18 protein-coding genes and 1 pseudogene are annotated in these 24,872 nt (G+C 61.0%); 9 read left to right on the plus strand and 10 right to left on the minus strand.

Annotated elements, in window-relative coordinates; genetic code table 11:
• Position 1 precedes the first annotated feature (1 nt).
• Entirely contained in the window at positions 2–1,672 is a 1,671-nt protein-coding gene (locus ACZ9H3_RS08325; protein WP_476220314.1) for a bifunctional protein-serine/threonine kinase/phosphatase, read from the plus strand.
• A gap of 65 nt (positions 1,673–1,737) precedes the next feature.
• Here ACZ9H3_RS08325 and ACZ9H3_RS08330 read toward each other — a convergent pair whose 3' ends face one another.
• From ACZ9H3_RS08330 to ppsA, 9 genes are all read right to left on the minus strand, one after another.
• Positions 1,738–2,772 (minus strand): OmpA family protein, encoded by a 1,035-nt coding sequence (locus ACZ9H3_RS08330; RefSeq protein ID WP_102051809.1) that lies wholly within the window; start codon positions 2,770–2,772, stop codon positions 1,738–1,740.
• Between the two features lie 109 nt (positions 2,773–2,881).
• The gene (gene sigX, locus ACZ9H3_RS08335) at positions 2,882–3,472 is read right to left on the minus strand and encodes an RNA polymerase sigma factor SigX (protein WP_176717403.1); all 591 of its coding nucleotides are present in this window, start codon (positions 3,470–3,472) and stop codon (positions 2,882–2,884) included.
• A gap of 88 nt (positions 3,473–3,560) precedes the next feature.
• Complete coding sequence (locus tag ACZ9H3_RS08340) at positions 3,561–4,385, minus strand: mechanosensitive ion channel family protein (RefSeq protein ID WP_065758608.1); 825 nt, start codon at positions 4,383–4,385, stop codon at positions 3,561–3,563.
• A gap of 2 nt (positions 4,386–4,387) precedes the next feature.
• Positions 4,388–4,642: a CrfX protein gene (locus tag ACZ9H3_RS08345; RefSeq protein ID WP_176717402.1), complete on the minus strand. Its 255-nt coding sequence runs from the start codon at positions 4,640–4,642 to the stop codon at positions 4,388–4,390.
• Between the two features lie 84 nt (positions 4,643–4,726).
• Complete coding sequence (locus ACZ9H3_RS08350; protein ID WP_065758606.1) at positions 4,727–5,722, minus strand: zinc transporter ZntB; 996 nt, start codon at positions 5,720–5,722, stop codon at positions 4,727–4,729.
• A 27-nt stretch (positions 5,723–5,749) separates the two neighbouring features.
• Positions 5,750–6,238 carry a ribonuclease E activity regulator RraA gene (gene rraA / locus ACZ9H3_RS08355; RefSeq protein ID WP_476220318.1) on the minus strand — a complete coding sequence of 163 codons (489 nt, stop codon included), beginning with the start codon at positions 6,236–6,238 and terminating at the stop codon, positions 5,750–5,752.
• 92 nt (positions 6,239–6,330) lie between these two features.
• Positions 6,331–6,633, minus strand: coding sequence for a Rieske (2Fe-2S) protein (locus tag ACZ9H3_RS08360; RefSeq protein ID WP_476220320.1), 303 nt, complete (start codon positions 6,631–6,633; stop codon positions 6,331–6,333).
• 49 nt (positions 6,634–6,682) lie between these two features.
• Positions 6,683–7,681 (minus strand): alpha/beta fold hydrolase, encoded by a 999-nt coding sequence (locus ACZ9H3_RS08365; RefSeq protein WP_476220322.1) that lies wholly within the window; start codon positions 7,679–7,681, stop codon positions 6,683–6,685.
• Between the two features lie 111 nt (positions 7,682–7,792).
• Positions 7,793–10,171, minus strand: coding sequence for a phosphoenolpyruvate synthase (ppsA, locus tag ACZ9H3_RS08370; protein ID WP_065758602.1), 2,379 nt, complete (start codon positions 10,169–10,171; stop codon positions 7,793–7,795).
• 177 nt (positions 10,172–10,348) lie between these two features.
• On the opposite strand from ppsA, the gene ppsR reads away from it, so the two are divergent.
• Positions 10,349–11,167 (plus strand): posphoenolpyruvate synthetase regulatory kinase/phosphorylase PpsR, encoded by an 819-nt coding sequence (gene ppsR / locus ACZ9H3_RS08375; protein ID WP_065758614.1) that lies wholly within the window; start codon positions 10,349–10,351, stop codon positions 11,165–11,167.
• A gap of 1,169 nt (positions 11,168–12,336) precedes the next feature.
• Here the strand turns inward: ppsR and ACZ9H3_RS08380 are convergent.
• Positions 12,337–17,193: an NAD-glutamate dehydrogenase gene (locus ACZ9H3_RS08380; protein WP_330522955.1), complete on the minus strand. Its 4,857-nt coding sequence runs from the start codon at positions 17,191–17,193 to the stop codon at positions 12,337–12,339.
• 328 nt (positions 17,194–17,521) lie between these two features.
• Here ACZ9H3_RS08380 and ACZ9H3_RS08385 point away from each other — a divergent pair, with 328 nt between their 5' ends.
• From ACZ9H3_RS08385 to ACZ9H3_RS08415, 7 genes and pseudogenes are all read left to right on the plus strand, one after another.
• Entirely contained in the window at positions 17,522–17,875 is a 354-nt protein-coding gene (locus ACZ9H3_RS08385) for a hypothetical protein (protein WP_099775427.1), read from the plus strand.
• A 99-nt stretch (positions 17,876–17,974) separates the two neighbouring features.
• Positions 17,975–18,937 carry an AAA family ATPase gene (locus tag ACZ9H3_RS08390; protein WP_476220325.1) on the plus strand — a complete coding sequence of 321 codons (963 nt, stop codon included), beginning with the start codon at positions 17,975–17,977 and terminating at the stop codon, positions 18,935–18,937.
• Between the two features lie 4 nt (positions 18,938–18,941).
• On the plus strand, positions 18,942–19,886 hold the full coding sequence (locus tag ACZ9H3_RS08395; RefSeq protein WP_065758598.1) for a DUF58 domain-containing protein: 945 nt from the start codon (positions 18,942–18,944) through the stop codon (positions 19,884–19,886).
• On the plus strand, positions 19,883–20,377 hold the full coding sequence (locus tag ACZ9H3_RS08400) for a DUF4381 domain-containing protein (protein WP_476220327.1): 495 nt from the start codon (positions 19,883–19,885) through the stop codon (positions 20,375–20,377). Before ACZ9H3_RS08395 ends, ACZ9H3_RS08400 begins: the two co-directional genes overlap by 4 nt.
• A complete protein-coding gene (locus ACZ9H3_RS08405) occupies positions 20,370–21,446 on the plus strand; it encodes a vWA domain-containing protein (protein ID WP_065758596.1) in 1,077 nt (358 codons plus the stop codon). Before ACZ9H3_RS08400 ends, ACZ9H3_RS08405 begins: the two co-directional genes overlap by 8 nt.
• Positions 21,443–23,170, plus strand: coding sequence for a vWA domain-containing protein (locus ACZ9H3_RS08410; protein ID WP_476220330.1), 1,728 nt, complete (start codon positions 21,443–21,445; stop codon positions 23,168–23,170). Before ACZ9H3_RS08405 ends, ACZ9H3_RS08410 begins: the two co-directional genes overlap by 4 nt.
• A pseudogene (locus ACZ9H3_RS08415) lies at positions 23,170–24,793 on the plus strand (BatD family protein). Before ACZ9H3_RS08410 ends, ACZ9H3_RS08415 begins: the two are co-directional and overlap by 1 nt.
• Positions 24,794–24,872 lie beyond the last annotated feature (79 nt).

The following is a 24,872-nucleotide window of genomic DNA, read 5'->3' on the forward strand; positions in this document are numbered from 1 at the left end:
CATGGGCCTGCAATTGAGTGTTGCCCAGGCCAGCGCCATCGGCCCGCGCGAGGAAAACCAGGATGCACTGCGCCTGGTGACCCCCGCCCCCGAGCTGGCAGCCTGCAAGGGCTACCTGTTCGCCCTGGCCGACGGCGTCAGCCACTGTGCCGACGGCGGCCTGGCCGCACGGGCCACCCTGCAGGCCCTGGCCATGGACTACTACAGCACCCCGGCGACCTGGGGTGTCGCTCAGGCGCTGGAGCGCCTGCTACTCGCCCAAAACCGCTGGCTGCGGGCCAATGGCGGTGGCCAACCGCTACTGACCACACTGACCGCCCTGGTGCTACGTGGCCGACGCTTTACCCTCGCGCATGTCGGCGACTGTCGCGCCTACCGCTGGCATGCCGGTCAATTGCAGCGCCTGAGCCAGGACCATGTCTGGGATCAGCCCGGCATGCAGCACGTACTCAAACGCGCCCTCGGCCTGGATGAGCATCTGTTGGTGGACTTTCTCGAAGGTGAACTGCAGGCCGGCGAATGTTATGTGCTATTGAGCGACGGTGTCTGGGCCAGCCTGAATGAGCAGCAGATCGCCGCTCATTTGCGCGAGCAGCCAGACCTGGACCAGGTGGCCCAGACACTGGTCAGTGCCGCCCATCACGCAGGCAGCCAGGACAATGCCAGCGCCTTGCTGGTGCGTATTGAGGAACCGGGGGCGGCCAACCTGGGCGACAGCCTTGCACAATTGCAAGACTGGCCGTTGCCTCCCAGCCTGCGCCCAGGGCAGGTTATCGATGGCTGGACCGTCGACAGCCTGCTCGCCCACAGCCGCCAGTCACTGCTCTATCGCGTACATGACAACCAGCACCAGCACTGGTTGCTGAAAACCCTGCCAGCCACACGTCAGGACGACCCAGGTGCACAACAGGGCCTGCTGATGGAGGAATGGTTCCTGCGCCGGGTTGCCGGACGCTATTTCCCCGAGGTGCACACTGCTGGGCAACGCCAACACCTGTACTACCTGATGCGCGAGTACAACGGCCAGACCCTGGCCGAGCTGTTCCAGCACGAAGGCCCCTTGCCATTGGAGAAATGGCAGAACGTCGCCCGCCAACTGCTGCGGGCGGTCGGCCAACTGCACCGACGCAACATCCTGCACCGCGATATCAAACCGGAAAACCTGCACCTTGCCGGGGACGACCAACTGCGCCTGCTGGACTTTGGTCTGGCCTACTGCCAAGGGCTGTCCGAGGCACCTATGGAGGACTTGCCCGGGACACCTTCGTTCATCGCTCCAGAAGCCTTCCAGGGCTGCCCACCCAGCGCACAACAAGATCTCTATGCAGCCGGCGTAACGCTCTTCTACCTGCTGACCGGTCAGTACCCCTATGGCGAGATCGAAGCCTTCCAGCACCCGCGCTTTGGCACACCCACCAGCGCAGCGCGCTTGCGACCCGATGTGCCCGACTGGCTGGAACGCAACCTGAGCCAGGCCATTGCTGCCGACCCACAACAACGTTATGAAACGGCCGAACAATGGCTATTGCAGCTTGAGCAGGGCGACCAACAGTCGTCAACACTGCGGCCTCGGCCACTGCTTGAGCGTGAACCCTTGAAAGTCTGGCGCGGCCTGGCGCTGCTGTCCCTGCTGCTCAACCTGATTCTGCTCCTGCACCTGCTGAAATCTTGAAATGCTCACTAAATCGCAGGCAAAAAAAGCCCGGCCTAAGCCGGGCTTTTCAAGCGTCAGACCAATTACTTGGCTTGAGCTTCAACCTGCGCTTCTACGCGACGGTTTACAGCACGACCAGCGTCGGTAGCGTTATCGGCAACCGGACGGGTTTCACCGTAACCAACGGACTGAACGCGGCTCGACTCAACACCGTACTGCTGGGTCAGAACCTGCTTGACGGCGCCAGCGCGACGCTCGGACAGCTTCTGGTTGTAAGCGTCAGGACCGACGGAATCAGTGTGACCTTCAACAGTGGTGGTAGTCTGTGGGTACTGCTTCATGAAGTCAGCCAGGTTCTTGATGTCGCCGTAGCTGTTTGGCTTCACAACCGACTTGTCGAAGTCGAACTTGACGTCCAGCTCTACACGAACGACTTCAGCAACAGCTGGGCAGCCGTCAGCGTCAACGGTAACGTTGGCTGGGGTGTCAGGGCACTTGTCGACGTTGTCGCAAACGCCGTCGTTGTCGCTGTCGGAGCAGACTTCAGCAACAGGTGCTGGAGCTGGTTCAGCTTTCTTCGAGCTACCGCCGAAGTTCAGACCGATACCGACGCTTGGCGCCCACTCGGTGTCGCCCTGGTCGATGTTGTACTGAGCTTCAACGCCAGCACGGGCGTAGAAGTTTTCAGTGAAGTACAGCTTGGCACCGCCGCCCAGGTTGGCGAAGGTGGAACCGTTACGACCGCTACGACCGTTCTGGCCGATGCTCTGGTCCGAGAAACCAGCGGAAACGTAAGGACGCAGCAGGTCACCTGGGTTGTTGAAGTGGTACAGAGCATCCAGGGCAGTGTTGGAGCCCTTGATGTTACGACCGTCTTCAGCACGAGCGTTGTGGACTTCGTCATAACCCAGACGCAGTTCAACGTCGTCGGTCAGGAAGTAACCAATCGAGCCGCCGAACAGGTTGCCGTTGTTTTTGAAGTCACGAGCGCTGTCGAACATCTCTTTCTTGGCGAAACCTTCCACCTCGACTGCGCCTTGGCCTTGTGCCAGAGCGCCGAACGAAGTTGCGGCTACAAGAGAACCAATGGCAATGCCCAAGGTGTTTTTCAATTTCATCCGTTAAATCCCCATCTGGTGATTGTTAAGCAGTCCCACCAAATCCGGGGGACAACTCGCGGGCAAGTTTAGCAGAACTTGCCGGTACGTTAGAGATATTTGCGCGCTACTAAGTTTCGGAGATGCCCGCAAATTTCTCACGTAGCTTGTCGAGCGCCCGCTTGTACCGCATTTTCGTGGCGCTCAGACCCATGTGCATGATGTCGGCGATTTCCTGAAATTCCAGCTCTGCGACAAAACGTAGCACCAGAATTTCACGATCAATCGGGTTCACATGCACCAGCCATCTGTCCAGTCCGCCCTTCTCTTCCGGTTTCGGGGCCTTGTCGTCCGAGGCCTCCTCGACCGGGTCAAGACTCAGGGCATCCATCAAGCGACGCTTGCGTCGCTCTTTGCGGTACTGGGTAATGCACTCGTTGTAGGTGATGCTGTAGAGCCAGGTCTTGAACTTGGATTTACCCTCGAAGTTCTTCAGACCATACAGCACCTTGAGCATGACCTCCTGACAGACATCGTCGGCGTCCCGATCGTTCCCCAAATAACGCGCACAGACGTTGAACAGGGTACGCTGGTAGCGCCGCATGAGCTCTTCATAGGCGCGGGTAACATGAAACAGCTCCTCATGCGAACGCGCCACCAACTCCTCATCAGTGAGCTCGCGGGGGTCGTAACGCATGGACAGCGAGTGAACTTTATTCAAAACAGATCTGGCCGAGAGTCAGGTCAAATGCCCCACAAAATAGCCCGAGGCCATTTTGCGGCGGCATACATTAGCAGAAATTGCCCGATCAGCGGCTACTGACTCGCTGTTCCAGCAGAATCCGATTGGACAAGGACACCAATTCACCATCATCTGTCAGCAGGGTCGTCTTGACCGTACCAATCTCCTCGATCTGCCCCTCGACCTCGCCAACCCGCACCTGCTGGCCAACCTGATAGAGTTCACGCACGTAAATTCCGGCCAGAATCTGCCCGGCAATCTCGCGGCTGCCGAGGCCCATGGCCAAGGCAACGGCCAGACCAACGGTTATCAAACCAATCACAATCACGTGGTTGAGCAGGTCAGTCTTGACTTCCAACTGGCTGATCGCCACGGAGATACTGATGATGATCACCAGCCCCTGAACGATCCGCCCAACGCCGGCGGCGTACTCCAGGCCTATGCCTTCTGCCGCACCGCGCACCAGGCCATTGGCAACCTGGGCCAGCAGCACACCAGCCAGCAGCACCAAGGCCGCACCAAACACTTTAGGCAAGTACAGGGCAAGCATGTCCAGCGTAGCTGAAACCCGCTCCAGCCCCAGAGATTCAGCTGCAGAAACCAGAAAAATCAGCAATACGAACCAGTAGACGACCTTCCCGACCAGGGTAGAAATCGGCACCTGGATACCCACCCGACCCAGCATCTTGGTCAGCCCGGTACCCGCCATCAGGCGATCCAGGCCGACCTTGGCCAGCAGTTTCGACAACAGGGTGTCGAGCAGCTTGGCGACGACGAAGCCAAGCAGCACCACCACCAGGGCACCGAACAAATTGGGAATGAAGTTCGCCACTTTGGTCCACAACGCCGTCATGGCGGTGACCAGGCTCTGGGTCCAGAGATCTAGTTCCATATTCAATCGGCCTTATCAGCTTTACGGGCAGAAGCACTGCGGCGTACCGGCGCAACATGCGCCGAGCCATTATTGAGGGCAATCATCAGCGCCTGGATCCAGCGACCCAGCAAGCTGAAAAGATCACCGGCACCGACCTGGCGGTTGGCGGTTTTCAGGACACGGCCCAGGCAAGCGTCATCGTCACGCTCGCGGCCGGAAGGCGAAGCCTTTAACAGGTCTCGCAGAGATTCTTCAAACGGATCGTGCATAGGCACCTCGCGCAGTATCTGTCAAAGACGAGGCCGCCGTGGCATCGGTCACATGGGCCACACCGGGCACCTGCATCATCATGTGACGCCTCAGACCCAACGCAAGCGACGAAACAACCACCACTGCCCCAGGGCCAACGCGATCAGCAGGACACTGGCGAACAGAAAGCCGTAGGGGCTTTCGGAACCCGGAATACCGCCAACGTTGATCCCCAACAGGCCTGTCAGAAAGCTCATGGGCAGGAAAATACAGGTAATGATACCGAAGCGGTACATGGTTCTGTTCATCCGCTGGCTCAAACGCCGGTCTTCGTTCTCCAGCACCAGCGCGACACGCTCACGGGTCAGCTCCAGCTCTTCGAGGTAACGAATCAGGCTGTTGTTCAGTTCGTTCCAGTAATCGGCGTCTTCTTCGGCGAACCACGGTACCTTGTTACGGGCCAGTTGCGCGTAGATTTCCCGCTGCGGCGCCAGGAAACGGCGTAGCCCGGCAGCACGACGACGCATCTGCAGCATGCTGCCATGCTCAGGCGCATACCGCTCGTCGGTTTCCAGCTTCTCTTCCTCGCCGTCCACCTCTTCGGAGAGATCACTGACCAGCGCCTGAACCTTTTCGGTCAGCAACTGGGCTAGCGCCAACAGCAGTTCCGAGGCCGATTTCGGGCCGCGGCCCTCTGCCAACTGCTGCAACACTTCATCGGACGCGCGCAGCGGCCGTAGACGCAGGGAAATAACCCGCTGCGCCTCGGCAAAAATGCGTACCGAAACCATATCTTCCGGCTCGGCACCCGGGTTGAGATTGACGCCGCGAAGAAACAACAGCATCTGTGCATCGGGCAGCGGCAGCAAACGAGGCCGCGTGTTTTCCTCAAGCAACAGGTCACAGGCGAACTCGTTCAGGCCGCTGTCGCGACGCAGCCAGGTCTGGGTCTGCGGGTGACTGCGATCCCAGTGCAACCAGAGGCTTTGCTCGGACTGCAGTTGAAGATCATCCAGCTCAGTCCGGGCAATCGAACGCGCACCGCCTTTTCCATCCAGCACCAGGGCATGGACCAGCCCCCATTGCGCGTTTTCTTCCTCGAACATCCCCACCCCACAGACCGGCTTCAGAACTTACTCAGGCATTTTCAACGGGCTTGGCGAAACGATCACACCGTTGTTGTCGGCGTAGATGTATTCACCTGGACGGAAGGTCACACCAGCAAACGTCACGACCACATTGAGGTCGCCAATGCCGCGCTTGTCGGTCTTCTTCGGGTGGCTGGCCAAGGCCTGAACGCCGATATTGGTCTGGGCAATGGCGTCGACATCGCGGATACAGCCATAAATCACCAGGCCTTCCCAGCCGTTTTTCGCCGCCTTTTCCGCGATCATGTCCCCCAGCAGGGCACAACGCAGGGAGCCGCCACCATCAACCACCAGTACTTTGCCCTTGCCATCAAGGTCGGCCTGCGCCTTGACCAGGGAGTTGTCCTCGAAACACTTGATGGTGACGATCTCGCCACCAAAGGAATCACGACCACCGAAGTTACTGAACATCGGCTCCAGCACCTGCACCAGCTCAGGGTAGGCGTCGCACAAATCGGGCGTAAGGTAATGCATGGGAAACTCCTGTCACTTGCCAAGACAATGGATGTCGGAACTCACAGTTTCTTGCGGTTGACGAGACATGGCGATCCGGCTTTAGGCCAAGGCTACACGTCGATGCCAATTCGGTCACCCTCATAGGCGAGGCTGAACACCTTCAAACTGGTGCAGGCAGCCTGCTGTACCGGCTGCCCACACGGCAAACGAAATTCGAGGCCGTGCCGCTGGCAGCGCAACACATTCCCTTCCAGGGTCGCACTGTGCAAGGGCGCGCCCTGATGCGGGCAGCGGTTCTCAATCAACAACGGCTGATTGTCGACCACCAGCAGCAACAGCTGCTGACCACTCACCTGAAAGGTCTTGCGGTAGCCCTCCTGCAGATTGATCAGACGCTCTAGTGCAACAAACATAGCCCTAACTCAAACACAAAGTGACCGAAACGACGACAATCGTCACATATTAGCCGTAACCAGGCTCTGGAGAAATGCTCTGTTCGCGACTGCCCAGCAGCGGCAGCAGCGGATCGCGCAACCAACGCTCGACCATTGGCCAGACTTGCACTTGAGCGGGTTTGCTCACCAGCATGTCGACATGCCCGAAGTTGTCAAAACCCTCCTCCACGCCCAGCCGTACGAACTGCTTGTGCTCACTGCCCATTTGCTCGAACAGCTTGCGACAGGCCCAGACGGGGTCCTGGTGATCACCTGCCCCTGCCACCGCCAGTATGGGCACCTGAACATCGGCAAGGCCGGCCCACCAGTCCTGCTTCTTGTCACCGAAGCGGCCGAACAGCCCATGCCAGCGCATGCTTTCCAGCGCCAGGCCGATCGGTTCGTCCTCTGGGCCACGCCCCAGCCTGGCACCGGACAAATGCACAAAGCGCTTTAGCAATAGCCGAGAGGTCCATTCCACCGGTGGAATCTTCAGCGGCCAGTAAATGCGACTGACCTGCGTGCCAAAGAATGCCGCGCTGGCCACCTCTTCAGCGCCCAGCCAACTGCCCCCCAGTGCCGCCGCCAGGGTCGTCCCTCCCAAGGAGTGCCCCAGCCAATGCGGCACCTGGCCCGCCTGCTCACGCACAAACGCGGCAATCGCCGGCAGGTCATAGCGTGCATAGTCGGCCACGCGGTTTTGCCGGTACTCGCGGTTACGCGGCGACAGGCCATGCCCACGCATTTCTGGCATCCAGACATCGAAACCGGCCCGAGCCAGATGGGCACCTAGGCCGATACCCCGCGGCGAGTACCAAAAACGCCGGTTGGAAAAACTGCCGTGCAGAAGAATCACCGGCACACCACGAACCTGCTCCTGATCAGCCAGGCCCAGTCGTGTCACCGCCAGTTCTACCGTGCGATCAGGGCTGTTGCCAGCCTTGAGGCGGTAGACATCTTCGCTCAGGTCTCCCCGGCGCTCGGCACTGAGCAAGGCCACGGGGAAAAGGCTACTGCTGCTTTGCATAGATCTCTTGCACAAAAAAGGGCGAGCACCATCACTGGAACACGCCCTGAAAAATTCGGTGGAAGCGCTCGAACGCCAAACTCCGGCGATCGAGCGCTTCATTTCAGCGCATCAGTTTGCTGCGCCTTGCCCCTCGGCCAGGAAGAACCAAGTCTCAAGCACGGAGTCAGGGTTCAGCGAGACGCTCTCGATCCCCTGTTCCATCAGCCACTTGGCCAGGTCCGGATGGTCGGATGGGCCTTGGCCACAGATACCGATGTACTTGCCGGCCTTGTTGCACGCCTGGATGGCGTTGGCCAACAGCTTCTTGACCGCAGGGTTACGCTCATCGAACAGGTGGGCGATGATCCCGGAGTCACGGTCCAGGCCCAGGGTCAGCTGGGTCAGGTCGTTGGAGCCGATGGAGAAACCATCGAAGTACTCCAGGAACTCATCGGCCAGGATGGCGTTGGATGGCAGTTCGCACATCATGATCACGCGCAGACCGTTCACGCCACGGCCCAGGCCGTTCTCGGCCAACAGGTCGACCACCTGGCTGGCTTCGCCAAGGGTGCGGACGAACGGTACCATGATCTCGACGTTGGTCAGGCCCATTTCGTTGCGCACACGCTTGAGCGCACGGCACTCGAGCTCGAAGCAGTCGCGGAACGACTCGCTGATGTAACGCGAGGCGCCACGGAAGCCCAGCATCGGGTTTTCTTCTTCCGGCTCGTAGAGCTTGCCGCCGATCAGGTTGGCGTATTCGTTGGACTTGAAGTCCGACAGGCGCACGATCACCTTCTTCGGCCAGAACGCTGCTGCCAGGGTGCTGATGCCTTCGACCAGTTTCTCGACGTAGAAGCCCACTGGGTCATCGTAGCCGGCGATACGCTTGTCGACGCTGTCTTTCAGCTCTTGCGGCAAACCGGCGTAGTTCAGCAGTGCTTTCGGGTGCACGCCGATCATGCGGTTGATGATGAACTCCAGGCGCGCCAGGCCGACACCGGCGTTGGGCAACTGGGCGAAGTCGAATGCACGATCCGGGTTACCGACGTTCATCATGATCTTGAACGGCAGGTCAGGCATGGCGTCGACCGAGTTCTGACGCACATCGAAGCCCAGCTCACCTTCGAAGATGAAACCGGTGTCGCCCTCGGCGCAGGAAACCGTCACGCCCTGGCCGTCTTTAAGCACCTGGGTGGCGTTACCACAACCTACGACGGCAGGAATACCCAGCTCACGCGCAATGATCGCGGCGTGGCAAGTACGGCCACCCCGATTGGTAACGATCGCGCTGGCGCGCTTCATGATCGGTTCCCAGTCCGGGTCGGTCATGTCCGATACCAGCACGTCGCCTGGCTGGACCTTGTCCATTTCGGCGATATCGTGGATCACGCGCACCTTGCCAGCGCCGATGCGCTGACCGATGGCACGGCCTTCCACCAGCACTTTGCCGGTTTCCTTGAGCAGGTAGCGTTCCATGACATTGGCACTGGAACGGCTCTTCACCGTTTCAGGACGGGCCTGAACGATGTACAGCTTGCCGTCATCACCGTCCTTGGCCCACTCGATGTCCATCGGGCGCTGGTAGTGCTGCTCGATGATCATGGCCTGCTTGGCCAGCTCGGTGACTTCGGCATCGCTGAGGCAGAAACGGGCGCGGTCGGCACGATCAACATCGACGACCTTGACCGAACGACCGGCCTTGGCCTCGTCGCCGTAGATCATCTTGATTGCCTTGCTGCCCAGGTTGCGGCGCAGGATGGCCGGACGGCCTGCCTGCAGGGTGTTCTTGTGGACGTAAAACTCGTCCGGGTTCACCGCGCCTTGCACCACGGTCTCGCCCAGGCCGTAGGCGCCAGTGATGAAAACCACGTCACGGAAGCCCGACTCGGTGTCGAGGGTGAACATCACACCGGCGGTACCGGTTTCGGAGCGGACCATGCGCTGCACGCCAGCCGACAGAGCGACCAGCTTGTGGTCGAAGCCCTGGTGCACACGGTAAGCAATGGCACGGTCGTTGAACAGGGAGGCAAATACCTCCTTGGCGGCGCGGATCACGTTGTCCACGCCACGAATATTCAGGAAAGTCTCCTGCTGACCCGCGAACGAGGCGTCTGGCAAGTCTTCGGCAGTGGCCGAGGAACGCACGGCGACGGCCATGTTCGGGTTGCCCTGGGACATTTCAGCAAAGGCGGTGCGGATTTCGGCATCCAGACGCGCCGGGAACTCTGCGTCCATCACCCACTGACGAATCTGCGCACCGGTTTTTACCAGGGCGTTGACGTCGTCCACGTCCAGCGCGTCGAGTGCGGCGTGGATACGCTCGTTCAGGCCACTCTGCTCAAGAAAATCACGGTATGCCTGAGCCGTAGTGGCAAAGCCGCCAGGAACCGATACACCGGCGCCGGCAAGGTTACTGATCATCTCGCCGAGGGATGCGTTCTTGCCCCCCACATGCTCCACATCATGGACGCCGAGCTTATCGAGGGAAACTACGTACTCTACCAAGGTGATCTCTCCACTAACTGTATTGGAAAAGCTCAGGACGCCGGCGATTTCGCTAGGAACGTGCCGGGCGCTTGTGGCCTGGACCTGGAAAATAAGTGAGAATGCCGACAAGGGTTGTTCGGCAAACCGAACCTATCATATCCAAGATTCGTCACCAGCTTAAGGCCCATGGCGCAAATGAAACGATCTGCTTTCTTTATTTCCGATGGCACCGGCATCACCGCCGAGACCCTGGGACAAAGCCTACTAGCGCAGTTCGAGAACATTCCCTTCAATAAATTCACGCGACCGTATATTGATAGCGTGGAAAAAGCGCACACCATGGTACAGCAAATCAATGCTGCCGCAGAACGCGACGGGGCGCGTCCGATCATCTTCGATACCATCGTCAATCAGGACATTCGCGAGGTGCTGGCGACCTCCAATGGCTTCATGATCGATATCTTTTCAACCTTCCTCTCCCCTCTGGAACAAGAGCTGACCGCGCACTCTTCCTACTCAGTGGGCAAATCCCATTCGATCGGTGGCAACTCCAACTACATGGAGCGTATCGAGGCGGTGAACTTCGCGCTGGACAACGACGACGGCGCGCGCACGCACTACTACGACAAGGCCGACTTGATTCTGGTGGGTGTATCCCGTTGCGGCAAGACCCCGACCTGCCTGTACATGGCCATGCAATTCGGCATCCGCGCAGCCAACTACCCGCTGACCGAAGACGACATGGAACGTTTGCAGTTGCCCACGGCACTGAAAAAACACCAGCACAAGTTGTTCGGCCTGACCATCGACCCGGACCGCCTCACCGCGATCCGCCACGAGCGCAAGCCCAACAGTCGCTATGCCAGCTTTGCCCAGTGCGAATTCGAAGTGCGTGAAGTGGAAAACCTGTTCCGCCGCGAGAACATTCCGCACATCAACTCCACTCACTTCTCGGTGGAAGAGATCTCCGCGAAGATCCTGGTGGAAAAAGGCGTAGAGCGGCGCTTCAAATAACACCCAGGAACGCGTGGGAGTAAGGTCGGATGCATGGCCTCGGTGCGGTGCCCGTGAGATCGCGGCGTCTGTATCGCGGGCAAGACCCGCTCCCACAGCTAGCGCGGCCTCTGTTGGAGCAGGCTTGCCTGCGATGGCCTCGGCGCGGTGCCCGTGAGATCGCGGCGCCTGCATCGCGGGCAAGACCCGCTCCCACAGCTAGCGCGGACTCTGTTGGAGCAGGCGTGCCTGCGATGGCCTCAACGCGGTGCCCGTGAGTGCGCGGCGCCTGTATCGCGGGCAAGACCCGCTCCCACAGCTAGCGCGGACTCTGTTGGAGCAGGCTTGCCTGCGATGGCCTCGGCGCGGTGCCTGTGAGTGCGCGGCGTCTGTATCGCGGGCAAGACCCGCTCCCACAGCTAGCGCGGACTCTGTGGGAGCAGGCTTGCCTGCGATGGCCTCAACGCGGTGCCCGTGAGTGCGCGGCGTCTGTATCGCGGGCAAGACCCGCTCCCACAGCTAGCGCGGACTCTGTTGGAGCAGGCTTGCCTGCGATGGCCTCAACGCGGTGCCTGTGAGTGCGCGGCGTCTGTATCGCGGGCAAGACCCGCTCCCACAGCTAGCGCGGACTCTGTTGGAGCAGGCTTGCCTGCGATGGCCTCGGCGCGGTGCCCGTGAGATCGCGGCGCCTGCATCGCGGGCAAGACCCGCTCCCACAGCTAGCGCGGACTCTGTTGGAGCAGGCTTGCCTGCGATGGCCTCGGCGCGGTGCCTGTGAGTGCGCGGCGTCTGTATCGCGGGCAAGACCCGCTCCCACAGCTAGCGCGGACTCTGTTGGAGCAGGCTTGCCTGCGATGGCCTCGGTGCGGTGCCCGTGAGATCGCGGCGCCTGTATCGCGGGCAAGCCCGGCTCCTACCCTGTTGGAGCAGGCTTGCCTGCGATGGCCTCGGCGCGGTGCCTGTGAGTGCGCGGCGCCTGTATCGCGGGCAAGCCCGGCTCCTACCCTGTGGGAGCAGGCTTGCCTGCGATGGCGTCGGCTCGGTGCCTGTGAGTGCGCGGCGTCTGTATCGCGGGCAAGACCTGCTCCCACAGCTAGCGCGGCCTCTGGGATGCCTGCATCGTTAGCCTAAAAACAAACCCCCGCTAAAAAGCGGGGGTTTGTCAGCAGCCTGGTTCTGTTACCCCGGCATCAGAGCGTCGACTGACCGCTCAACGCCAGGTCCACCAGTTCACGGTTAGCCACGGCATACATCGCGTAGTCCGTCCCCGTCGCCGCACGCAACTCCTCAAGCATGACGCGCCAGCGCTGCACCATCACCGCATGCTGCCCCATCCACAATGCCACCCGGGCGTCCATGTCCTGCGGGGCATCGACCATCTGCAATACCGAGATGGTAATTGCTCGCTGCTGCAGGTCGATGTCGTCACGGAACGCTTCGCGTGCCAGGGCCTGCCAGTTGTTTTCCACTGGCAGGTTGCTGATTTCCTGCAGGTACCAGGTCAGGTCCAGGGCGCTGCCCACGGCGAAGAAGGCCTTGGCCACTTCGGCCGGGTCTTGCCCGGTTACGTCGGACGCTTCGATGATCGGCAACAGTGTGTACAGGTGCGTCGTACCGGCAACCATTCGCGCCAGCAACTCCGGCACACCGGCTTCGACGAAGCCCTGGTAGCGGGCCTGCCAGCGTTCACGGGTCGGGCCTTCCAGCAGCTCGTCCAGTTTCAGGCCCAGCGCAGCGATTTTCGGCCCGAAGTGCGCCGCGTCGCGCCCGGCATCCTGTTCGTTACGACGGCTACGCAGGAACCAGCGAGTAGCGCGACGCCCAAGACGCATCAGCTCGTCCATCAGGGTCAACTGCACCTCGGCCGAAACCTGATAGTCCAGTGCCTCGATCTGGCGGAACCAGTGCGGCAGGTGGAAGATGTCGCGCACGATGACATAGGCGCCGGCAACGTTCGCCGGGCTCATGCCCGTGGACTCCTTGAGCCGCTGGACGAAGGTGATGCCCATGTTGTTGACCAGGTCGTTGGCGATCTGGGTACTGACGATCTCGCGTTTCAGGCGATGGCGACGCATGGCCTCGGCGAACTTGTTGACCAACGACGGCGGGAACGCCGTCTCCATGTCACGGGTCAGGTAGTCGTCGTCCGGCACCAGCGACTTGAGCAGCGCCTCCTTGAGGTCGATCTTGCTGTAGGAGATCAGTACCGACAATTCAGCGCGGGTCAGGCCCTGGTTTGCCGCCAGACGCTCAGCCAGTTGCTCTTCGCTCGGCAGGAACTCGATGGCGCGGTCCAGCTTGCCACGGCTTTCCAGGTCAGCCATCAGGCGCTTGTACTCGGCAATGCGCTCCTTGGCACGGCGTGCGGCCAGCGACAACGCCTGGGTCTGCTTGTAGTTGTTGCCCAGCACCAGCGCGGAGACTTCCTCGGTCATGCTGCCCAGCAGCTGGTTGCGCTGCTTCTCGGTCATGTCGCCAGCCTGCACCACTTCGTTGAGCAGGATCTTGATATTGACCTCGTGGTCAGAGCAGTCCACGCCACCGGCGTTATCGATGAAGTCGGTGTTGGTTGCACCGCCGTTCAGGCCGAACTCGACACGGCCAAGTTGGGTCATGCCGAGGTTGCCGCCCTCGCCCACCACTTTGCAGCGCAACTCGTTACCGTCGACGCGCAGGGCATCGTTCGCCTTGTCGCCCACATCGGCGTGGCTCTCTTCGCTCGATTTGACGTAAGTGCCGATACCGCCGTTCCACAGCAAGTCAACCGGCGCCTTGAGCAACGCATTGAGCAGTTCGGTCGGGGTCAGCTTGTCGGCTTCGATAGCAAAGCGCGCTTTCATCTGCGGGGTAATCGCGATGCTTTTGGCGCTGCGCGGGAAGATCCCGCCGCCTTCGGACATGATGCTGGTGTCGTAGTCGCTCCAGGCTGAACGCGGCAAGTCGAACAACCGCTTGCGTTCGGCGAAGCTGCTGGCGGGCTCCGGGTTCGGATCGATGAAAATGTGCAGGTGGTTGAATGCCGCGACCAGTTGCAGCTTGTCGGACATCAGCAAGCCGTTACCGAAGACGTCACCGGCCATGTCGCCAATGCCGATCACACTGATCGGGTCTTCCTGTACGTTGATACCGCGCTCGCGGAAATGCCGCTGCACACCAACCCAGGCGCCGCGGGCCGTGATGCCCATCTTCTTGTGGTCGTAACCGGCCGAGCCGCCCGAGGCGAAGGCATCGCCGAGCCAGAAGCCGTAGTCGATGGCAATGCCGTTGGCGATGTCGGAGAAGGTCGCGGTGCCCTTGTCGGCCGCGACCACCAGGTACGGGTCATCGTCGTCGTGGCGCACCACATTGGCAGGCGGCACCAGGGCGCCGTCCTTGAGGTTGTCGGTAATGTCCAACAGGCCAGAGATGAAGATGCGATAGCAGGCGATACCTTCAGCCTGAATATCATCACGGCTGCCGCCCAGCGGCAGGCGACGCGGGAGGAAACCACCCTTGGCACCGACCGGGACAATCACCGAGTTCTTCACCTGTTGCGCCTTCACCAGGCCCAGCACTTCAGTCCGGTAGTCTTCCTCACGGTCGGACCAGCGCAGGCCACCGCGCGCTACGTTGCCGAAACGCAGGTGCACACCCTCGACCCGTGGCGAATAGACGAATATCTCGAACTTCGGCACTGGTTTTGGCAGTTCCGGGATCAGCTTCGGATTGAACTTGAAGCTGAAGTAGGACTTGTTATGGCCATTGGCATCGGGCTGGTAGAAGTTGGTCCGCAGGGTGGCCTTGATCAGGTCCAGGTAGCGTCGCAGGATGCGGTCTTCGTTGAGCACCTGAACGTCGTCCAGGGCACTGAGGATCGCCTGCTCCAACCGTTGCTGCTTGTCGTCCAGGTCTTCAACGTTGAGTTTGCGCGCCAGGTAGAAGCGGGTCTTGAACAGTCGCACCAGCTCGCGGGCGATATCCGTGTGGTTGTTCAAGGTACTGGCGATGTAGCCCAGATCGAAGCCCAGGCGAATCTGCTTGAGGTAGCGGGCATAGGCACGCAGCAGCGCAACATCGCGCCATGGCAGGCCTGCAGTCAGTACCAGACGGTTGAACGCGTCGTTCTCCGCATCGCCATTGACGATGTGGACAAAGGCATCCTGCAAGGTGTCGTTGAGTTGCTGGATGTCCAGGTTCAGGCCTTCGCTGTAGGTGAAGGCGAAGTCATGAATCCAGAATTCGCGACCATTGGCATGACGCAGGCGATACGGGAACTCGCCCAGTACGCGCAGGCCAAGGTTTTCCAGGATCGGCAGCACGTCAGACAGCGCCAACGGCGTATCGGCGTGGTACAGCTTGCAAAACAGTTGATGCTTACCGGTCTGGGTCAGCGGCTGATAGAAACTCATTACCAGCGGCTTGTGCTCGGACAGCGCCAGCAGGTGCTGCATGTCGACCACCGCCGAATGGGCGGCAAAGCGCTCGCGGTAACCGGCCGGGAAGCCTTTAGGGAAGTCCGCCAGAACATTGGTGCCCTGAGCTTCACCAAAGCTTTCTACGGTCAGGCTGACGTAGTCGTCCTGCCACGAACGGCAGGCCTGAATGACTTCGTTTTCCAGCTGCTGCGGATCGATTTCGATGCGGTTCTTCGGGTCAACCCGCAAAATCAGCTGCACACGCGCCAGCACGGACTCGGAGAAGAAGGTCCAGAACTCGCAATCGGTGGCTTTCAGGCGATCCATCAGGACCTGCTGGATTTTCTGCCGCACTTCGGTGGAGTAGATGTCACGCGGCACATAGGCCAGGCAGTAGCAGAAGCGGCCGTAAGGGTCCTTGCGCAGGAAGACGCGGATCTTGTTGCGTTCCTGGATCTGCACAATCGACATGACGGTAGTGAACAACTCGTCGACTGGCGTCTGGAACAGGTCGTCGCGGGGCAGGACTTCCAGCACCTGCGCCAGTTCCTTGCCCAGGTGCGCCTTGGGGTCGAAGAGCGAACGACGCTCGATTTCGGCAACCTTGCCGCGAATATAAGGAATCGCCCGCACGCTCTCCCCGTACACCGTCGAGGTGTAGAGGCCCATGAAACGGCATTCCTTGATCACCTTGCCGTCAGCATCCAACTGGCGAATCGACACGTAATCCGGGTAGGCCGGACGGTGTACCCGACTCGGATGAGCCGCCTTGGCAAAGGACAGCAGCAACGGTTCCCTGAGGTAGTTGACCGCGTAGTCTTCAATGCGCAATTCATCGACGGTCAGGCCGGTGCGCAGCAAGCGGGCCAGGCCCAGGAAGGACTGTTCGTCGTACTGCAGATGAGCGCCTTGGGCATCATTACCGACCACGAACTCCTCGTAGCCAAGGAAGGTGAAGTGGTTGCCCACCAGCCACTCTAGGAACCCCTTGACCTCGGCCTTTTCAGCCTCGGCCGGGGCATAGGCGGTCTGCTCGACCAGCGCGAGCATTTCTCGCACCTTGGCTTTCATCGGCTCGAAATCGGCGACGGCAACCCGCACTTCAGCCAGCACCTGCTCCAACTCGCGGGTCAGCAGGTTCAGCTCGGCAGCGTTGGCGCAGCGATCAATCTCCAGGTACATCAGCGATTCTTGCAGAACGCCCTCTGCCTGGGTGCCCTTGGGCAGAATGTCCAGCAGTTCGCCCTTGGCGCCGCGGCGGACACTCAATACCGTGGTCTGCAGCGTGTGGATGCTGTAGCCGCGCCGGTTCAGCTCGGTGCGTACCGAGTCGACCAGAAACGGCAGATCATGATGCAGCACTTCGACGGCGGTATGCGTCGACTGCCAGCCATGACGTTCGTAGTCGGGGTTGTAGACACGAACCTGCGGCTGGGCGTGATCGAAACGCTCCAGCATGCGCCAGGCTGAAAGGGTGCAGCCCGCCAGGTCGGAAAGGCGACGCTGGGTCAGTTCGTCCAGAGAGATGATGCCGAAGAATTGCTCGGCGAACAGCGCCACTTGTGGCAGTGCCTGTTCGCTGATGTGCTGCGCCAGGGCCGCTTGCAGTTGATGCTGGAAGTCGGCTTTGCTGGCTGCGGTGAAGAACGCCATCTGTGGTACTCCGCTTGGGCTTTATTATTGAGAGAAGCGTCGTGCGCGTGCGCCTGATACGGGTCAACGATAGCCAACCCTGAGCAGGAAGACGGTAAAACCATTGGTCACATTCACCAATTCAACGGATGAGCATCTGCAAAAACGACTGCCGCTCCAGAGCTAGGCTGTGTCTTTACGGGTGACCATCGACAACGCAGCTTAACGAGGCCTGGGAGGCACCTGCTTGCGCCCCTGCGACATATTCGGTCATTGACGTGCAGGCTGACGTTTATCCGCCAGCTGAACACTGGCAGAATCATGCCTCACCTTATTGATCGAGCCTTCCATGCAACTGACCACCGCCCAATTGATGGCCACCCCGTGCGACGACGAAGAAGACAACATGGCGACGCTGTGTTGCATCAGTGACAAGGGCGAAATGTTCCTGATGACCCGTTACCCGGACGAAGACGAGGTGGAAATCACCCTCGACGACGAGCCTTCGACCCTCGACGGCCTGAAGATCACCCTCGGCCCGAAACGCCTGTTGATCGAGGTTGCGCCTGGCGACGCGGATGCACTGGGCGGTGACGATCACCTGGAAATCACTCACAGCACGCCGGACAGCGACCTGGCTGAAGTCGAAGAAACCCTGCAGAACATCCTCAAGGGCACCGGCACCTACGTCAGCGAACTGTAAGGAGGTTAGTCGCCAAGCCCCTGGATAGATTAAAGTATCAACCCCTGCCGACGGCTTTTTCAGACTGCACCTCGGCTCTTTATCCAGGAACCCTCGACGATGGAACATCGTGAAGCGCTGATCGCGCTGCGCACCTTTCTTTCAACCCAGATTCTTGGCCAGGAAAAACTGGTCGAGCGCTTGCTGATCGTGCTCCTTGCCGATGGCCATATGCTGGTGGAAGGAGCGCCGGGCCTGGCCAAGACCAAGGCGATCAAGGAACTCGCCGAGGGCATCGAAGCCGAGTTCCACCGGATCCAGTTCACCCCGGACCTGCTTCCGGCCGACATTACCGGCACCGAGATCTACCGTCCGGAAACCGGCAGTTTTGTCTTCCAGCAAGGCCCCATCTTTCACAACCTGGTGTTGGCCGATGAAATCAACCGGGCACCGGCCAAGGTACAGTCGGCCTTGCTTGAAGCCATGGCCGAGCGTCAGGTCAGCGTCGGGCGCAGCACCTATGAGCTCTCGCCCCTGTTCCTGGTGATGGCCACCCAGAACCCGATCGAACAGGAAGGCACTTACCCGCTGCTGCCTGAAGCACAGCTCGACCGCTTCCTGATGCACGTGAAAATCGGTTTCCCGGATGCCGCCGTCGAGCGACGCATTCTTCAACAGGCTCGTGGCGAAGCCCTCAACGGCGAAACCAAGCCGGAACGTCGCGTCAGTCAGCAGGCCATTTTTGCCGCACGCAAGGAAATCCTCGGCCTGTACATGGCCGATGCGGTGGAGGAATACCTGGTACAACTGGTCATGGCCACCCGCACTCCAGCCAAATTCGACACCGAGATGGCCGACTGGATCGCCTATGGCGCCAGCCCTCGTGGCTCCATAGCCCTGGACCGTTGCGCAAGGGCTCACGCCTGGTTGGCGGGCCGAGACTTTGTCAGCCCCGAAGACATTCAGGCGGTACTGTTCGACGTACTGCGTCACCGCATCATTCTCTCCTTTGAAGCCGAAGCCGCCGGTATTGACCAGGACCGGGTGATCCAGCGCATCCTCGACGTCGTTGCCGTGGCCTGATCCCATGCCCTCTCAACTGCTGGCGGCCCCAGGCATTCGCATCGGTCTTTCAGAACTGATCGAAATGCGGCATCGCGTGCGCGAGGTGCAGCTGTTTGCCGCCCCCGGCCAACGCAGCCCGCTGATCGGCTTGCACCATTCGAAGCTGCGCGGACGTGGCGTGGACTTCGATCAGGTGCGGGTCTATCAAGCCGGAGACGACGTGCGCAATATCGATTGGCGAGTGACGGCGCGCACCCAGGAGCCGCACACCAAGCTGTTCCACGAAGAGCGCGAGCGCCCCATCTACATCCTGGTGGAACAAAGCCAGCGGCTGTTCTTCGGCTCCGGCCTGATGTTCAAGTCGGTACTTGCCGCCCAGGCTGCGGCGCTGATTGGCTGGGCGGCGCTGGGCCACAATGATCGTATCGGTGGCCTGGTGTTCGGCGACAACGCCTATTACGAGATCAAGCCGCGGCGCAGCAAGCAAAGCCTGCTGCAGTTGCTCAACCGACTGGCCCGTGCCAACCAGGCGTTGCACACCGAAGCGCAACCGCAAGGCGATACCCTCGGCATGGCCTTGCGCCGCGCGCGGGAAGTTCTGCGCCCCGGCAGCCTGGCCATCGTCATCTGTGACGAGCGGGCGCTGAGCACCAGTGTCGAACAACAACTGAGCCTGCTCTCACGCCATTGCGACCTGCTGCTGTTGCCGCTTTCCGATCCACTGGATCATGCCCTGCCGGCAGCCGGTTTGTTGCGTTTCGCCCAACGGGGGGCGCAACTGGAGCTGGACACCCTCGACGCCAACCTGCGTCAGAGCTACCGCAGCCAGGGCGAGGCGCGCATCGAGCGCTGGGAGCTGCTGGCACAGAAGCTGAGGGTGGTACTCATGCCCTTGAGCACCCAGAGTGAAATGATCGAACAACTGCGCGAGTACCTCAATCCGCAACGTCCAGGGCAAAAACGATGAACGGCCTGGAACAATTGCAGCCCTTGATCGCGCCGGAGCCGATTGGTCTGTGGCCACCCGCACCTGGCTGGTGGGCCTTGCTCCTGCTCCTGCCGCTGCTCGGCTGGGGCGCCTGGCACCTGCGTCACTGGCGGCCGGGGAAAAAACCCATCGTGCGTGCCGAGCTGCCGCTTGACCCCATACGCATTGAGGCCCTGGCCGAATTGGCGCGTCTGACCAAACCCTACGACGGTGCGCCTGCCGGTGCCTGGTTGCAACAGATCAACGCGCTGCTAAAGCGGCTCTGCCGCAATCATTACCCTGGCAGCCATAGCCACACCCTCAATGGTCGGCAATGGCTGGCGTTTCTCGACAATCGCTGCCCGGCTGCGGGCCTGACGCGTTGGATGGTGCTGGTCGAAGGTGCCTACAAACCCGAGTGCAAGCTCGATGACAAAGCAATCGCCGGGCTGACCCAGGCGGTTGAGATCTGGATCCGCAAACATGTTTGAGTTGGCATGGCCGTGGGTCTTCGCCCTTTTTCCCCTACCCTGGCTGGCGCGCTGGCTGCTGCCCGCCGCCGACAGCGGCGAACCGGTGCTCAAGGTTGCCTTCCTCGATGAACTGGAAGGCCTGGCCGGACGCCGCGCCCGGCTGAACCTGCCCACGTGGCGGCAACAGACGCCGTTTATCGTCGTCTGGCTGTTGCTGTTACTGGCCGCCGCGCGGCCCCAATGGCTCGGTGAGCCTGTGCCCGTGGCTGCCAGCGGCCGTGATCTTATGGTCGCCGTGGATGTTTCCGGCTCGATGGACTTTCCCGACATGCGCTGGCAGGACGACGACGTCAGCCGCCTGACCCTGGTAAAGCAGCTATTGGGCGATTTTCTCCAGGCCCGTCAGGGTGACCGCATCGGCCTGATCCTGTTCGGCAGCCAGGCCTACCTTCAGGCCCCCCTGACGTTCGACCGGCGCACCGTGCATACCTTCCTCAATGAAGCGCAGATTGGCATCGCCGGCAAGAACACCGCCATCGGTGATGCCATCGGCCTTGCCGTCAAGCGCTTGCGGCTGCGCCCGGCACAAAGCCGGGTGCTGATTCTGGTCACCGACGGCGCCAACAATGGCGGGCAGATCCATCCGCTGACCGCAGCACGCCTGGCGGCTCAGGAGAGCGTGAAAATCTACACCATCGGCATTGGCGCAGACCCCGAACAGAGCGGTACTGCTGGCCTGCTTGGCATCAACCCAAGCCTGGACCTGGATGAAGCCTCGCTCAAGGAGATTGCCGAGTTGACCCATGGCGCCTATTTCCGCGCGCGCGACGGCAAGGAATTGACGGCTATCGGCGAAACACTCGACCGCCTGGAACCCGTCGCCCAACAACCGACGCAGGCCCGCACCGCCGAGGCGTTGTACAGCTGGCCACTGGCACTGGCGCTGCTGCTGAGCGTGTTGCTGGTGGTGCGTGAGCGCTGGCACGACAATCCACTGCAACGCCTGCTCAGCAACCGACGCTTCCTGCAACCGCACCCTGAATGGCGCGAACGCCTCAAGCGTCTGCGCCTGCGGAGGCGTCGATGATCGAGCTCTGGCCACAATGGCTACGCCCTGCCTGGCTGCTGGCATTACCGCTGCTGGGCTGGTTACTGTGGAAGCTCTGGCATCGCCAAAAGCGTGCCGGGCGCTGGCAGATGATCTTGCCTCCGGCATTCCACGCCGTACTGCTGGGTGGTGGCAGCGGTCGCGACAGCAAGTTGCCGTGGGTGGCATTGGGGGTGGCGTGGCTCGTGACGGTCATCGCCTTGCTGGGACCAAGCTGGCAGCGCCTGGAGGAAACCCGACAGCGCCCAGCCGATCCTCTGGTGGTATTGCTGGAGCTGACACCGCAAATGCTTGCGACTGACAGCCCACCCAATCGCCTGGAGCAGGCACGGCGAAAACTGCTCGACCTGCTCGAGCATCGCCGCGACAGCCAGACCGCGATCATCGTTTATGCCGGCAGCGCACATACACTGGTGCCGCTGTCCGACGACCTGGACACCAGCCGCAACCTGCTTGAAGCCCTGGACCCCTCGATCATGCCGCAAACCGGGCAGCGCGCTGACCTGGCCGTACGCAAAGGCCAGGCCCTGCTGTCACAAGCAGGCCTTGGCCAAGGCCGTTTGCTGCTGATTGGCTCCTCGTTGAGCACCGAGGAACGGCAAGGCATCGTCCAGGCGCTGGGCCGCAAGGGACCAAAGCTGCTGATGCTGGGTATTGGCAGCGCAGAAGGCGCACCGGTAAAACAGAGTAATGGCGAATTCCTCAAGGATGCCGAGGGCACGATTCTCATGCCCCGCCTGGACAGCGCAAGCCTGAGGGAGTTTGTCATGGAAACCGGCGGCAAGTACCGCCATGCCCGAATCGACGACCTGGACCTGCGCGGCCTCGGCCTGTTCGCCCCGCCCCGGGCATTGCATGACGATGGCCAGACGGTGCAGTTGGACAGTTGGGCCGATCAGGGCTACTGGCTGCTGCTGCCGCTCTTGTTGCTGGCGGCCTGTGCGGGCCGTCGCGGCTGGCTGTTCTGCCTGCCGTTGCTGTGGGTGCTGCCACAACCCAGCCATGCCTTTGAACTTGATGACCTGTGGCTACGCCCAGACCAACAAGGCCAGCGCCTGCTTGAACAACAACGCCCCGCCGAGGCAGCACAACACTTCCAGAACCCGCAATGGAAAGCCCTGGCACTGTACGAGGCCGGTGACTATGCCGGCGCGGTGCGCCTGTTCGCTGAAAGCAACACGGCGGCTGCTCACTACAATCGCGGTAACGCCCTCGCACGCAGCGGAGAGTTGGAGGCTGCCGTGGATGCTTATGAACAGGCGCTGGAGCGCCAACCGGAACTTCAGCCGGCCATTACGAACAAAGCACTGGTCGAGCAACTGCTGCGCCAGCAAAAAGCTGCCGAGCAGGAACAGGCGGCGACCACTGAAACGGAAACCGAACAGAACGCGCCCGGCACAACGACTGACAGCAACACGGACAGCCGCAGTACCGCCGCGGCTGAAAGCGAGCAAGACACTCAAAGCGTACAAGAACAGCAAGGCCAGAACCCGTCGTCAGGGGCAGAACAAACGCAGCAAGGGAACAGCGGCGACCAGGATGATGAAACCACTCATCCGCCGCAACGGCCAAGCGACAGCAGCCTTGACGCCGAACAGCGCCAGGCCCTTGAGCAGTGGTTGCGACAGATCCCGGACAACCCTGCCGAACTGCTGCGCCGAAAATTTTGGTATGAACAGCAACAACACCAGGAAACTCATTGATGAGACGCGCCTGCGCCCTCGTTTTCAGCCTTGCCCTCAGCCTGCAGGTACAGGCCGCCGCGTTGCTTGCCAGCGTCGACCGCACACGCCTGAACGCCGGTGAAACGCTCGAGCTGACCCTTCAAACCCAGGACATCACCCAGTTTGGCAAGCCAGACCTGGAGCCCCTGCAGGCCAATTTTGAGGTTCGCGACACTCGCCAGGTGAACAACCTGACCACCCTCAATGGCGAAACCCAAGCCAGTACACGCTGGATCATCACCCTGCTTCCGCGTCAAAGTGGCAGCCTGCAAATACCCGCGCTGCAGCTGGGCGAGGTCAGCAGCCAGCCGATTGAGCTTCAGGTGCTGCAAGCACAGGATAACGTGGTCGAAAACCTGGCTCCGGTGTTCATCGAAGCCAGCCTCGACCAGGACAGCATTTATGTTCAGGCCCAAGCCGTTTTAACCCTGAGGATCTACCACTCGGTAGCCCTGTACGATGACAGTAGCCTGAGCCGGCTCCAGCTGGAGGGCGCGAAGGTAGAACCGCTGGGCGAATCACGGACCTACGAGAAGGAAATCAACGGTGTACGCCATGGCGTGATCGAAATGCGCTATGCGATCTACCCACAGCAAAGCGGCAACGTGACCATTCCGTCCCTGACCTTCAGTGCCACCACCGTAGAACCGGCGACAGATCAAGACAGCGCCCCGCGCAGTGGCAAACAGACCCACGTGAGCTCTGCACCGATTACCTTGTTGGCCAAACCCATACCAGCCACTTACCCGGCCAACACGCCTTGGCTACCGGCGCGCAACCTGACCCTGGAAGAACACTGGAGCCCGGACCCGACGCAAGCCTCAACCCAGATTGGCGACTCCCTGACCCGTACAGTGACCATCAAGGCCGAAGGCCTGTCCAGCACACAGATACCACCGCTGGCGAACACTGAGGTCATAGGCCTGCGCCACTACCCTGACCAACCGCAACTGCGTAACGAGATCAACGACCGCGGCCTGCTCGGTAGTCGCGAAGAGCGCGAGGCGCTGGTGCCAACGCATGCGGGCACACTGGAGCTGCCCAACCAGGAGGTCATTTGGTGGAACACCCGAGAAGACCATCTGGAGCGCAGCAGTCTGCCCGCGCGAACCTTGCAGATTCAGGACAACCCGGCACTCAGCGCTGAAACGCCGAGCACGTCGATCCCCCTTGAAAACGGCCCGCTCTGGCCCTGGCAACTCAGCACACTGATACTGGCCCTGACCACCTTGAGTGGCTTTGCCCTCTGGTGGCGGGGCCCGCTCACAACCGGCCGTGCTGCGTGCGGCTCAAAGCGGCCCGAGCCCGCGCACCCTGCTCGACGACCTCAAACGCGCCTGCCAGGCCAACGACCCGCAGGCCACCCGGCAGGCCCTCGACGCCTGGGCGCGCCAGCAACCCGAAACCCTTGCCGAAATGGCGGCTCGCTTCGTTCCATTGTCCGATGCCCTGGATGGTCTGAACGGCGCGCTTTACAGCGAAACCGGACAATACTGGCAAGGCGAAGAGCTGTGGCGGGCCATTGGCACTATCCCAACCGCTGAACAGACTCAACCGACACCCGGCGAAAGTAGTAGCCTGCCACCCCTCTATCCTAAGTAATCAGCCGCTCTAGCCTGCGCACCTTCAGGCTTCCTTAAGAAAACTCGTCGACACTTGCTCCCAACGATATACAGGAGCA

The sequence above is a fragment of the Pseudomonas sp. TE3910 genome (genome assembly GCF_056279025.1).

Coding starts and splice junctions, on each gene's coding strand:
- ACZ9H3_RS08400 (WP_476220327.1), top strand. CDS start 19,883: ATGAACGGCCTGGAACAATTGCAGCCCTTGATCGCGCCGGAGCCGATT.
- ppsR (WP_065758614.1), top strand. CDS start 10,349: ATGAAACGATCTGCTTTCTTTATTTCCGATGGCACCGGCATCACCGCC.
- ACZ9H3_RS08410 (WP_476220330.1), top strand. CDS start 21,443: ATGATCGAGCTCTGGCCACAATGGCTACGCCCTGCCTGGCTGCTGGCA.
- ACZ9H3_RS08330 (WP_102051809.1), bottom strand. CDS start 2,772: ATGAAATTGAAAAACACCTTGGGCATTGCCATTGGTTCTCTTGTAGCC.
- ACZ9H3_RS08350 (WP_065758606.1), bottom strand. CDS start 5,722: ATGTTCGAGGAAGAAAACGCGCAATGGGGGCTGGTCCATGCCCTGGTG.
- ACZ9H3_RS08390 (WP_476220325.1), top strand. CDS start 17,975: ATGGAACATCGTGAAGCGCTGATCGCGCTGCGCACCTTTCTTTCAACC.
- ACZ9H3_RS08405 (WP_065758596.1), top strand. CDS start 20,370: ATGTTTGAGTTGGCATGGCCGTGGGTCTTCGCCCTTTTTCCCCTACCC.
- ACZ9H3_RS08365 (WP_476220322.1), bottom strand. CDS start 7,681: ATGCAAAGCAGCAGTAGCCTTTTCCCCGTGGCCTTGCTCAGTGCCGAG.
- ACZ9H3_RS08380 (WP_330522955.1), bottom strand. CDS start 17,193: ATGGCGTTCTTCACCGCAGCCAGCAAAGCCGACTTCCAGCATCAACTG.
- ACZ9H3_RS08395 (WP_065758598.1), top strand. CDS start 18,942: ATGCCCTCTCAACTGCTGGCGGCCCCAGGCATTCGCATCGGTCTTTCA.
- ACZ9H3_RS08385 (WP_099775427.1), top strand. CDS start 17,522: ATGCAACTGACCACCGCCCAATTGATGGCCACCCCGTGCGACGACGAA.
- ACZ9H3_RS08340 (WP_065758608.1), bottom strand. CDS start 4,385: ATGGAACTAGATCTCTGGACCCAGAGCCTGGTCACCGCCATGACGGCG.
- ACZ9H3_RS08325 (WP_476220314.1), top strand. CDS start 2: ATGGGCCTGCAATTGAGTGTTGCCCAGGCCAGCGCCATCGGCCCGCGC.
- rraA (WP_476220318.1), bottom strand. CDS start 6,238: ATGCATTACCTTACGCCCGATTTGTGCGACGCCTACCCTGAGCTGGTG.
- ACZ9H3_RS08360 (WP_476220320.1), bottom strand. CDS start 6,633: ATGTTTGTTGCACTAGAGCGTCTGATCAATCTGCAGGAGGGCTACCGC.